This window comes from Methanobacterium sp. (assembly GCF_038562635.1).
GTDB lineage: Archaea > Methanobacteriota > Methanobacteria > Methanobacteriales > Methanobacteriaceae > Methanobacterium_D.
On record NZ_JBCFBO010000001.1, the window covers coordinates 1420025 to 1432024 of the forward strand.

Below are 12000 nucleotides of genomic sequence, written 5' to 3' on the forward strand. Positions count from 1 at the left end.
AATGACAAGATGAATAATAGCCAACAGGATTTAATTAAAAAAGATATTTAATGTTTGAAATTGTGGGTTAAACCACCATTCAAACATTTATTTAAAAATTAGAGGATCATATACCATAAAATATAATTTATAGTGTTTGGTATTGTTACAATGGCCATTGCTGTACTATTATTCAAAAAATCAATGACAAGATGAATAATAGCTAACAGGATTTAATTAAAAAAGATATTTAATGTTTGAAATTGTGGGTTAAACCACCATTTAAACATTTATTTAAAAATTAGGAGGATTATATACCGTAAAATATAATTTCAAAGTTCAGGAGGGAACAATTATGGAATTTGAAAATACAATAAGAAAAATTATTGAAAAAGAGTGTGAAGATTACTTTTTAGGCATTGCAGACTTGTCCCTTGCAGAAAATGACATACTTAAACAGTATGAATCATTTTTTGATGAATATCCTCGAGCAATATCCATTGGAATTACATTACCTTATACAGCCACACGTAAAACAGTAGATAAAAATACCAAAGTTTATAATGAAACCAACCAGCAATTAAACGCAATTACTGTGAGTTTAAGCAAATTACTGCAACGAAATGGATATAAAACTCTATCCATCCCTAAAACAGAAAAAGTAGATGATAATAACTTTATTTCATTACATAAACTGGCTGCAAATGTGGCAAATCTTGGAAAAATTGAGAAAAATGGTTTATTGATAACGCCAGAAGCAGGTTCTGGAGTTAATTGGGGTACGATACTTACGGATGCTCCCCTTGAAGCGGCAAATCAATGAATTTTAAAGTGGGATGAAAATGTTTACAAACTTAAGATTGAACATGCTAAATAAAAAAGCTGCTTCACTTGAAAGCAGTCCCCGCAGAAGTTTTAAAGAATCTAGATATACATAATGGGGACATTATTGGAGATGTTGGTACTGGAGGAGGATATTTTACCTTTGAATTTTCCAAAAAAGTAGGGAAAAAGGGCAGAGTATATGCAATTGATATCAACCAGAAATCACTGGCTTTTATAGATGATAAGTCAAAAAAAGAGATGATTAACAATATAAAAGCAGTATTAACTAGTGAAAAAGGGTTCTTATTGCCTGAAACAGTAGATATGCTCTTTTTAAGGAATGTGTTTCATCATCTCCCAGAACCTGTTGAATACTTTAAAAATATAAAACAGTTTTTAAAAAAAGATGGAAAAGTAGTTATAATGGATTATAAACAGGGACAATCCAGCTTTGTAGGTATATTTGGACATTATACTCCCGAAAAAACGGTGATAGATACCATGAAGAAAGCAGGATTTGATGTATCAAAAAAATTTGATTTCTTACCAAAGCAATCGTTTATTATATTCAAAAATAAGTTTCATTAAATAGAAAGCTAATCTATCCATATATAACTTTTTAAAGGTAGTATTATTCAAAACAAGAAAAAATGAGTTTGTAAACTTTAAAATGATTCTATATTTATTTCAAAATTTTCAACAAGATCATAAGAATTAAAAAGTTCACTTATTTCTATTTGAGTTACTTCTATTGTTTCAGCATCCATACTATTTGAATGTCCCATTATCTTGTCTAAAAAGCCTTTAGATTCATATTCTATAATGATTGTCACTATCCCATATAGTTCATCAGAATAATCTATGAATACTTCGACTGCAGCTTTTTTTATGGCCTTTAAAGACATTACAGCACTATGTATCTTCTTAGATAGAATTCGCTCCATGCTTTCAAGTTCTTTATTATTTAAAGTATCTCGACTATATGATCCTAAAAGTTCATCGATTTCCTTTTCTTCCATATCTTTGAGCCCATATTTCTCTAAAAGATTATCCCTTTCAGTAAGCTCTTCATTCAGATCATTATTTTCATTATCTGGATCATTATCAAACTTTTTCCTTGCTAATGGATCTTCTATTGCTGCTTTAAGTTCATGTATATCCACATTACTTCCCCGTGCTGTACTAATGGCATTACATAAATCAGAGCCGTATCCAACATCTCCTGCATGTTAGTTACAGCATAATTTTTTATACTTAATATAAGTTTAATTTCATCTAATAAATCATTTTAGTAAATACACAAATATGCAATAGTTAATTAAGCATAGTGAATAAATATAGACTAAAAAATGAGAATTACTTATTATTGTACTAATTAGTACCATCTAACTTATTTAAGCCAATAGTTACCAATTTACAACTCTTTAAACTGTTTTGGAAAAATAAAATTTATAATTACTTTTTGGCTGCTAATATTAAATAAAACGATTACCATGACATACAAGTTAATTATCATGTTAAATAATTAAAAAACCTGAGATATCTCAGGTTCCCACAAATATCTTATTAATTTTAGCCAGTTGAGATTTTAGGCTTAGTTTAAGCTGTTCAGTTCAACCTGCTTACGGTAGTTGACCATATCTTCAACTGTAACTACAGGCATGCCGTGCTTTACAGCAAAATCCACTATTTCAGGCATGCGTGCCATTGTCCCATCAGGATTTGTAAGTTCACACAGAACACCATATGGTTTTAATCCAGCAAGACCCATCATATCAACAACTGCTTCAGTATGCCCTCTACGTTCCAATACTCCGCCAGGACGGGCTCTTAAAGGAAACATATGCCCCGGGTGGTGAAGATCTTCAGGTTGAGCATCATCTGCAATAGCAGTTTTAACTGTTTTAACTCTATCAGCCGCCGATACACCAGTAGTGACCCCCTCTGCAGCCTCAATAGATATCGTGTAGGCTGTTTTAAAACGGCTTGAATTATTTTCCACCATCATAGGTAATTCTAATTCATTTACTTTTTCCTCATTGAGACATAAACATACAATACCACTGCACTCTCGAATAAGCATTGCCATTTGGACCTCAGTAATAGATTCTGCAGCAAAAATTATGTCCCCCTCATTTTCTCGTTGCTCATCATCGGTAACTATTATACCTTGACCACAGCGAAGGGAATTTAAAGCATTTTCCACCCTTTCTACTGAGTTACCGAATTGTGCCAATAAATTTTGATTCATGGTAATAAACCTCCATTTTTAGTTGACTTACCAGAATCAGGGCAAAAAAAACATAGACATGTCTAAGCATACCTGAATATTACAAACATTCAAAACATTACAGACATTCCTATTCTCTTCCATCCGGACTTTCACCGTCGGCTCTGGATTCTAACCAGATCTGCTGACCTCTTTTAATATAAAAGAGCGCTCGCGGGCTTACTAATTTAAACTAGTATACCGCCGGTAGGGAATTCCACCCTGCCCTGAGAATAAGTCATTGATACATCACTTTTAATTTAATAAATAATTTTCGCTTAATACCTAAAACTAAATTTAAAATAATTCATCAAAACAGCCGCTTATAAATAAAAATACCATAATCCCCTCTTTGATGAATTTATACCAAAATAAAATTTTAATTTCCTTAAATTAAGTCTTTATACTTATCTACAATTTCCTTAAATGAATCTGCAATATATGCTATCTGCTCTTTGCTGAATCCATAAACACTGCACTTGAACCATTTGGTTTGTCCACGTTTTATTCCAACGATATTTCTCTTTTTAAGTTCTTCGTACAGGAAAAATCCTCTTCTCGGATGGTTTTCAGCTATTTTATCAAAGATAGGTGTTTCAAATCTGGTGAGGTCATGCTCTTTTGGTTTTACCCCTATTTGATGAACACCTTCAATTTCTTCCAGTTGCCTTACAAAATTCCTTGTCTTTTCAACTTCCTCATCCCAATGCTTGACCCTCTCTGCAACATATGGGAGTGATGCCATTAAAGTTACTACTGGAGCTCCCCTACTGGTACATCCAAGCATTTCAATTTCTTTAACTTTATGCCTCTTTGAATGTTTAAGTAAAGCATCTGAATATTCTTCCTTCATTCCAAGCACACCAATTGGTCCTGATGCCGCCATACTTTTATGGCCACTTCCAACTACAAAATCCATATTTAATGCTTTTGCATCTATCGGAAGTCTTCCCATAGAATATGCACAGTTTAAAATTATAGGAATCCCTGCTTTATGAGCTACAGCACCAACTGCTTTTGCATCAGCCAGGTTACCGTAGTCACCATCCACATGAGTAAGCAAAGAAAGTTTAATATCTATTCCACTGTCAATTGCGTTTTCCAAAGTTTCCCTGTATTTTTCAGGAGTTATTTCATATGTAGGGTGCCCATTATTTGGAACTTCAATCACATTAAGCTTATTTCGCTCTGCAGCAAGGTGGGTTGTGTAGTGTGCATTTCCATCTACAATTACAGTATCGCCAGGTTCACATAACGCATGCATTATTGCAAATTTACTTTCCCTTGCACCATGTGTAGTTCTTACCTCATCAACATTGATAAATTTCGCTAAATCCTGTAAAAATCCGCTTATTGAAGGATTAGGCACTTCATCAAGCCTTCCAGCACAGTAATCACATACACTGTAACCGTCAGCATACTCAATTAAAGCTTTTCTTGCCTCAACAGGCAGCATTCCCCCACGCTGGAGAGGATTTAAGTTCAAATTGTCTCTTTCTGTATTTCGTGTAAGCCCATACTCCTGACATTCCATATTATTCACCTGTATCTCTATTAAATAATTAAAAAAAGATAAAAATATATTAAAAACATCTATTAATGCTTGATTTAAAGTTAATGATATTTTACTGATTATTTTATAAATTTGATATTAACTGATTCTCATTAAGTCATCATAAGCTGACAAAGCAGCTACTGCACCTTCTCCACATGCAACCACCCACTGATTAACCCCACCAGTGATATCACCTGCAGAGTATATCCCCTGAATATTGGTTTTTTGACTTTTATCAGTTATAATGTAACCATTTTTGTCAGTCTCTAACCCTATATCTTTAGCTATACCATTTGAAGGTATGTCTCCAACTGCTATAAATATTCCATCAATTGGGTATTCATTTTTTTCATTAGTTTTCTTGTTAAGCAGTACTACACTTTTTACAAACATGTCACCCTTTATTTCATCTATAACAGAGTCCCAGAACATTGCAATATCTTTTTCTTTTAATTTCTCCTGTAGATATTTTTCAGCCCTAAGTTCATCTCTTCTATGTGCAACAGCCGTATATGAACCAATAGTATCTAAATATAAAGCTCCTTGAATGGCAGTATTACCTCCGCCCACTACTAAAATCCTTTTGCCCATAAACAAAGGCCCATCACAGACTGCACAGTAAAAAACACCTCTTCCAAGGAATTGTTTTTCTCCAGGTGCGTTAAGTTTTCTATGAGTAGTTCCTGTACACAATATCACTGATTTAGCCTTATATTCTGCTTTCTGGGATGAAACTTTTATTTCGTGGTCTCTGATGATTTCTAATTTTTTGACTTCTTCCATTTCATTTATTTTAGCGTACTTCAATGCCTGCTTTTTAGTGTAGTCTATTAATACTTTACCTGAAACTAATTCAAATCCAGGATAATTTTCCATATTAGGAACCATCAGTCCTGCTCCACCTGCAAGCTGTTTTTCAAGTATTAATGTCTTTAATCCCTGCCTTCCAGCATAGATTCCTGCTGTCAGCCCAGCCGGTCCTGATCCTATAATAATAACATCATATTCATCCATCAGATCACCTTAAGTCACTAATTATAGTGAATAATCTAAATTATTCCATAATTTTAAAGAATTTAAACAGATCATCATACAATTAAAGCGTGTAAATACGGTTTAAATGGATGATTTCGAGTATCTAGTTATCCACTAAAAAAATAGTGGTTTTAAGTACTCTAAATCAAATTTAACGCTTTTAATTCATTATTCATTTTTTGAGTTAACTCATTCTATATTCTGTAACTTATCCCTCAAAAGTTTATTCACAAGCTTTCCATCAGCTTTCCCCTTTAACTTTTTCATGGACATACCCATAAGAGGACCCATAGCACCCATTCCACGTTCTTCTACCATTTTCTTATTTGAGGAAACTATTTCAGCTATTATCTCTCCAACATCATCTTCAGACAGCATCATTAAATTCAAACTTTCTGCTGCTTCTTGTGGTGAATTGCCCTCATTGCACACATTTGCTAAAATTTGAGGAAATGCATCTTTTGATATTTTATCATTTTCTAAAAGTTCAAATGCTTCAAGCAAAATGCTGTTATTCAATTCATCTATGCTGCATCCATCCCTTTTTAGTTCCTTTAAAGTATAAGCTAAAGTTGATGCTATCGTTGTAGAATCTACGCCAGATTTTGCTTTGATTTCTTCAAAGCTGTCAGCCTTATTTCTCCTTACGAGTTGTTTTGCAAGGTCTTCACTTAAATTATACTGTTTAATTATTCTAACTTTCTTTTCATCTGGAAGTTCTGGTAAATCGGACTTTATATCATCAAGTAGCTCTTTTGATACGCTGATTGCAGGAATATCTGTTTCCACGTACATCCTGCTTGCTGTTGGAAGTGGCCTCAAATAATCTGAATTTCCATCAGGTAATGCTTTTCTTGTTTCTTCCGGTACTGCTTGAAGCGAGATTTTTGCCCTTCTCTGAACTTCCTGTAAAGCATTGAGGACTTTTTCTTTTTTATCTGCAATTAAAATAAAAGCATCTTCATCTCCAAGGCCTAAAAACTCATTTATTGCATTAACTTCATCTTCAGTTATGCCATAAGCCGGAAGTTCATCAGTGTGGAACAGTCCAGACACTCCCATTTTCTTGGCATACCCTGCAAGTTCTGTACCAAATCTTCTACCTAGCTGAATTTCCAGTCCTATTAATCCTTTAAATCCATTCAATTTAATTGCAAATACACTTTCAGCCTTTGCAATTATTTTAGATTTAGTTTCTTTTAATAAAGGAGCTATATCATACAATTCATCGTCAACAGATGCATTTCTATTATTTAATTCGTCCTTTATTTTTAAAAGGTTTACCTGCCTTGTAACTTCATTTTTAACCATTGTAGACATGAGATCTAAATCTTGAACTCCTTTTAGCTCGACCCTTGCACCTTCCCTGATTGATATATTCAAATCTTGACGTATAGTTCCCAATCCTCTTTTAACTTTGGTACTTCTAAGCACCTGCCCTATATGGTACGCAACTTCTTTTACCTGTTCAGGGTGAGTTATAGAAGGTGCAGTTGTTATCTCAACGAGAGGAATTCCAAGCCTGTCCAGCCTGAAGTTAACTTTACCCTTCTCTTGTCCAATTCTTCTTGCAGCATCTTCTTCAAGACATAAAACATCAATCTGGACATCTCCATATTTTGTTTCCAGAACACCTTCTGTTGCAACAAGACCTGTTCTCTGGAAACCACCAGTATTACTTCCGTCTATTACCTGCTTCCTCATGGTATGGAATTCATCCACAACATGCATGTTGAGGAGTGTTGCTATTATTAAGGATACTTCAAGTGCTTCCCTATTTAATGGATGTGGAGGTTCTTCATCTGCTTCAACAAGGCAAGTTTCATGTGCATAAGCATCATAGATGAAATTTAGTTTTCTTCGTGCCTCTTCAAATGCGGCCCGGTCTATTTTCCCAAGTTCACTTTGGGTAGGCCTTAAATTCCTTAAAATTTTAAATTCTGGTTCTTTATCAGTAAGATTACAATCGCATGGGCAGAATAATTTTTCTTTCGTATTCAACTGCTGATGTACTTCAAGACCCATTTTAAGTCCAAGTTTTTCATAATCAATCATTAAATCACCGCTAACCATCAAATTATATTAAAAAATACTTTATGGAGCTTTTATCTTCAATTTCTCCAGCTATGTTAGTTTGCATTGTTTTTTCGACTTCTTCGATTTCATCAGTTTGCCCTAAAGCCCAGCAGAGTTTAACATAAGCTGTTTCAGGTAACATATCTCCTGCAGAGATTACGCCTGCAGTTATAAGTTTTCTTCCAGTACTGTAAACGTTCATGTTGACTTTTCCATAAAGACACTGTGAAGCCATTACCACAGGAATTCCACTGTCCCTTGCTCTTTTTATGGATGGAATAATTTCCTCTGGACAGTGACCTAAACCAGTGCCTTCCAGAACAATCCCTTTATATCCCTTATCAATATGATAATCCATTATTTCACCGGAAATTCCAGGGTAGCTCTTAATAAATGCAACATTAGATTCTACAGCATCATGAAGCTCAACTTCACCATCAGTCCTTGTTTTATACCTTAACTGTTCATCTAAAATTTCAATTCCGCCGTTTTGAACCCGTGCAAGTGGGGATGTATTTATACTTCTAAAAGTGTCTCTTCTTGAGGTGTGCATCTTTCTTACCTTTGTACCACGGTGTAAATCACAGTAGGTGTCATCTTCAGTCGCATGCATGCAGACCATGACTTCAGCCATATCTGATTTAGCAGCAGTCACTGAATTTAAAAGGTTTAAAAATGCATCAGAGGAAGGCCTATCTGAACTTCGCTGCGCACCAGTGAGCACTACCGGTACAGGAGTATCCAACATAAAGCTCAGTGCAGCTGATGTGTAGTGCATGGTATCCGTCCCATGGGCAACAACAACACCATACGCTCCGTCATTTATTTCATCAGCTATGGATCTTGCTGATTTAACCCAGTATTCAGGTTTCATGTTTTCGCTTAAGATGTTTAAAACTGCTTTTCCTTTGATATTTGCGTATTCCAGAAGCTCAGGGTTAGCCCTGATAAGGTCATCAGCTGTAAATGCAGGATGAACTGCACCAGTTTTGTAATCAATTATTGATGCAACTGTTCCCCCAGTTGATATTATAGATATATCATGTTTCTGGTTATCTTTTTCAATATCAAGCTTTGACAACTCAATTTTAGGTTTTTCACCCTTTTTGACGAGTTCAATTGTTGCATTTTCTATGTTTATTCCAACATTGTAACCATTTTTAAGCTTTAAAACAAGATGCGTCTCATCAGCATCTTCAGCTCTGTCTAAAAGCATGCCTTCGTAGGAAATATCTTGCTTGGTTATTTTAACACTGTCACCAATTGATATACCTGCTGATTCTAAAAATATTTCTGAAGCTCCTCTGTAACTCATAAAATTCCTCTTTTATCGGTTGTAATTATGAAATTAAATTCAAAATAGTTTATACTTACTCTATATTTTAATTAGTTATTAAATAATTTAAATGAGTTTGAATAATTAACCATGCTGATCATAGTTTAATATGCCACTTGAAACTTTTTGTAATTCAACTTAATTTTGATTAATTTTATTTAAATTGATTCATTAATGTCAAGCACTACAAAAAGTAATTATAGAAAACAGAAAGGTAACAGAAAATAAAAAAACCCCAAAATTACCTAATTTTGATATTACCTAATTGATAAATACATGCAATAGACTAATTCCAAAGTCTTTAAAAAAATGTTGAAGTTCAGGCATTATCAACCTAATCTAATCCTGCAAGTGCACGAATAAGGGAGCTTTGAGTTATAAGGCCAACTAGATTTCCATTTTCAACTACAGGAATCCTTTGATAACCTTTGTCTGCCATGACCCTTGTAATCTCAAGTATAGGAGTATCCCTATTAGCCACGTATAATTCTTTAGTCATTAGATCATTTACTTTAAGACCCAACGCTTCTCCCCCAGCTAAAAGAACATCTCTATGGGTTATTATCCCTACGATTCGCTTATCATCAACTACAGGAAGTCCTCCCACATTACATCTCATCATTTTCAATTTAGCAGCTGCAACCAGGTCTTTTGGAGAAGTTACATGAACTTCTTCGATCATGATGTCCTCTGCCTTTAGCTTTTTAATCATGGACTTATTTTTAATACCAATTACTATATTAAGATACGGAATTGTACTTATCATCAAACATATAAACTATACAAATAATGCTGAATATGAATGAAAATATGGTTACTACATTTAAGAAATTCAGCAGCACTGCAAAACGTAATTACTTAAAAACTAAATATATTTACTATACAAAACTATTGAAATAGTACAATGAATTTTAATTTAAAGCCGGATAAATCCATTATTTGCCTTTACATTTATCCTTTCAGGATAACACAACATGTAACCCTTTAATAATGGATTTCTCGTATTACCAGTTGTATATTAATATAAAGTAAAAAGTTATAGTTAGAGATTTTTATCTAAATTTTTTAAGACGAGGGATTAAACGTGACTCAATTAGAATACGCCAGAAAAGGCCAGATCACCAAAGAAATGGAAATTGTCGCTAAAGAAGAAAATATTGACATTCAAAAACTTATCAAACAAATAGCGAAAGGTTATATAACAATTCCAAAGAATATAAACGGCAAAAGTGTTCCTAAGGGTATTGGAAAAGGACTCACCACAAAAATCAACGCCAACATTGGATCATCTTCAGAAATAGAGGATATAGATGTAGAAATTCAAAAAGCTAAAATAGCAGTCGAATACGGCGCTGACGCTATAATGGACCTGAGCACAGGGCCTAATCTGAAATCAATCAGAGAAAAAATAATACCGGCAGTTGATGTCCCAATTGGAACCGTTCCGATTTATGAAGCCGCTGTAAGTGCATCCCAGGAAAAAGGTGCTGTAATTAACATGGATGAAGACGACATGTTCAACGCCATAATAAACCAGGCAAAAGAAGGTGTTGATTTCATGACCATCCACTCCGGAATAACCATGGACACTGTAGAAAAAGTAAAAAATTCTGACAGAATTATGGGGGTTGTAAGCCGTGGGGGATCTTTTTTAGCTGCATGGATACTTCAAAATGAAGAAGAAAATCCTCTTTATAAAAATTATGACTATTTACTTGAAATAGCCCATGAATATGACGTCACACTAAGTTTAGGTGACGGATTAAGGCCGGGTTGCCTTGCAGATGCCACAGACGTTTCCCAAATTCAAGAACTCATTACACTTGGCCAGCTTGTAGAAAGGGCAAGAGATGCAGGAGTTCAGGTTATGGTAGAAGGTCCAGGACATGTTCCACTGGATCAAATCCAGGCAAATATGAAAATTCAAAAAACTATCTGTAAAGGGGCACCTTTCTATGTTTTAGGTCCAATTGTAACCGATCTTGCTCCAGGTTACGATCACATAACATCTGCCATAGGAGGAGCTATTGCTGCTTCTTCAGGGGCAGATTTCCTGTGTTATGTTACCCCTAAAGAACATCTTGCAATACCAGACATTGAAGCTGTAAAACAGGGAGTTATAGCATCCAAAATAGCTGCGCAAGCTGCAGATGTCGCAAATGGAGTTAAAAGTGCATGGCAAAACGAACTCCAGATGGCAAATGCACGGAGAAACTTCAACTGGAAGAAACAATTTGAACTTGCATTTGACCATGAAACACCTCGAAAATACAGGGAAAGTAAACCCACAAGCGGAGATATGTGTACCATGTGCGGTGAATTCTGTGCTTTGAGGATTGTAAGGGATAATTTAAGCTAAATTACACACATTCACTTTTTTTCAAATTTCTTTTTCAATTCAAACTGTACCCAACATCCTGTCAGATTTTCATTTTATGGATTTTAGACCACTTCGAAAAATAAAAATACTAAAAGGCATAATAGTATTACAAGGTGATTGTATGAGATCCATATCTAAAAGATCAAATTTAATAAAAAGAATAAGATCTTACAGCACATGTCCAAGTTGCGGGTCTAACAATCTGGTAAAGGTGGACGAATATTATTACGAACCATCAGGATGGTTAGAAATATATGAATGCCAGAATTGTGGATCTCTAATTGAAAGACCTTTATCATAATATTTTTAAGACCTTGTGGAACAGAGATCATATAAATTAAAAAATATTTTTCTGATTAGTACTGTTTCGGGAGATTATATACTCAAAATAAGTTAAAATAATCTAATTCTAAAAATATCAAATTTTATTCGCCTATTTTTAAAAAATTATGTTAAATACATCTATTTAAATAAATAAAAGCTATTTAATTTCTTAATTTTGAAATTAAGGTTTTATCCATTTAAAAAATTATAAATAGATTCGT

At 34.1% G+C, this 12000-nt stretch carries 11 protein-coding genes and 1 riboswitch; of the genes, 4 read left to right on the forward strand and 7 right to left on the reverse strand.

Annotation, left to right across the window (positions count from 1 at the left end):
- Nucleotides 1-334: 334 nt before the first annotated feature.
- Together AAGU07_RS07110 and AAGU07_RS07115 are read left to right on the forward strand one after the other, a co-directional pair.
- Nucleotides 335-802 carry a 4Fe-4S ferredoxin gene (locus AAGU07_RS07110; RefSeq protein WP_342458421.1) on the forward strand — a complete coding sequence of 156 codons (468 nt, stop codon included), beginning with the start codon at nucleotides 335-337 and terminating at the stop codon, nucleotides 800-802.
- 68 nt (nucleotides 803-870) lie between these two features.
- Nucleotides 871-1392, forward strand: coding sequence for a class I SAM-dependent methyltransferase (locus AAGU07_RS07115; protein WP_342458422.1), 522 nt, complete (start codon nucleotides 871-873; stop codon nucleotides 1390-1392).
- 77 nt (nucleotides 1393-1469) lie between these two features.
- Here AAGU07_RS07115 and AAGU07_RS07120 read toward each other — a convergent pair whose 3' ends face one another.
- From AAGU07_RS07120 to AAGU07_RS07150, 7 genes are all read right to left on the reverse strand, one after another.
- On the reverse strand, nucleotides 1470-1967 hold the full coding sequence (locus AAGU07_RS07120; RefSeq protein WP_342458423.1) for a DUF2226 domain-containing protein: 498 nt from the start codon (nucleotides 1965-1967) through the stop codon (nucleotides 1470-1472).
- 431 nt (nucleotides 1968-2398) lie between these two features.
- Nucleotides 2399-3055, reverse strand: a complete 657-nt coding sequence (ribB, locus tag AAGU07_RS07125; RefSeq protein WP_342458424.1) for a 3,4-dihydroxy-2-butanone-4-phosphate synthase — start codon at nucleotides 3053-3055, stop codon at nucleotides 2399-2401.
- A gap of 107 nt (nucleotides 3056-3162) precedes the next feature.
- Nucleotides 3163-3312: riboswitch (FMN riboswitch) on the reverse strand.
- 149 nt (nucleotides 3313-3461) lie between these two features.
- Nucleotides 3462-4607, reverse strand: a complete 1146-nt coding sequence (gene pscS / locus AAGU07_RS07130; RefSeq protein WP_342458425.1) for an O-phospho-L-seryl-tRNA:Cys-tRNA synthase — start codon at nucleotides 4605-4607, stop codon at nucleotides 3462-3464.
- Between the two features lie 117 nt (nucleotides 4608-4724).
- The gene (locus AAGU07_RS07135; RefSeq protein WP_342458426.1) at nucleotides 4725-5642 is read right to left on the reverse strand and encodes an FAD-dependent oxidoreductase; all 918 of its coding nucleotides are present in this window, start codon (nucleotides 5640-5642) and stop codon (nucleotides 4725-4727) included.
- 210 nt (nucleotides 5643-5852) lie between these two features.
- Nucleotides 5853-7715, reverse strand: a complete 1863-nt coding sequence (gatE, locus tag AAGU07_RS07140; RefSeq protein ID WP_342459356.1) for a Glu-tRNA(Gln) amidotransferase subunit GatE — start codon at nucleotides 7713-7715, stop codon at nucleotides 5853-5855.
- A gap of 25 nt (nucleotides 7716-7740) precedes the next feature.
- Entirely contained in the window at nucleotides 7741-9054 is a 1314-nt protein-coding gene (gatD, locus tag AAGU07_RS07145; RefSeq protein WP_342458427.1) for a Glu-tRNA(Gln) amidotransferase subunit GatD, read from the reverse strand.
- Nucleotides 9055-9409: 355 nt separating this feature from the next.
- Entirely contained in the window at nucleotides 9410-9787 is a 378-nt protein-coding gene (locus AAGU07_RS07150) for a CBS domain-containing protein (protein WP_069582854.1), read from the reverse strand.
- A gap of 372 nt (nucleotides 9788-10159) precedes the next feature.
- Here AAGU07_RS07150 and thiC point away from each other — a divergent pair, with 372 nt between their 5' ends.
- Entirely contained in the window at nucleotides 10160-11434 is a 1275-nt protein-coding gene (gene thiC / locus AAGU07_RS07155) for a phosphomethylpyrimidine synthase (RefSeq protein ID WP_342458428.1), read from the forward strand.
- A 142-nt stretch (nucleotides 11435-11576) separates the two neighbouring features.
- Nucleotides 11577-11756, forward strand: a complete 180-nt coding sequence (locus AAGU07_RS07160; protein ID WP_048080498.1) for a hypothetical protein — start codon at nucleotides 11577-11579, stop codon at nucleotides 11754-11756.
- Nucleotides 11757-12000: the final 244 nt, after the last annotated feature.

Bases quoted from the DNA above. Each gene is read 5' to 3' on its own strand.
- pscS (WP_342458425.1), bottom strand. From the start codon at position 4,607: ATGGAATGTCAGGAGTATGGGCTTACACGAAATACAGAAAGAGACAAT.
- AAGU07_RS07150 (WP_069582854.1), bottom strand. From the start codon at position 9,787: ATGATTAAAAAGCTAAAGGCAGAGGACATCATGATCGAAGAAGTTCAT.
- gatD (WP_342458427.1), bottom strand. From the start codon at position 9,054: ATGAGTTACAGAGGAGCTTCAGAAATATTTTTAGAATCAGCAGGTATA.
- AAGU07_RS07110 (WP_342458421.1), top strand. From the start codon at position 335: ATGGAATTTGAAAATACAATAAGAAAAATTATTGAAAAAGAGTGTGAA.
- AAGU07_RS07160 (WP_048080498.1), top strand. From the start codon at position 11,577: ATGAGATCCATATCTAAAAGATCAAATTTAATAAAAAGAATAAGATCT.
- AAGU07_RS07135 (WP_342458426.1), bottom strand. From the start codon at position 5,642: ATGGATGAATATGATGTTATTATTATAGGATCAGGACCGGCTGGGCTG.
- ribB (WP_342458424.1), bottom strand. From the start codon at position 3,055: ATGAATCAAAATTTATTGGCACAATTCGGTAACTCAGTAGAAAGGGTG.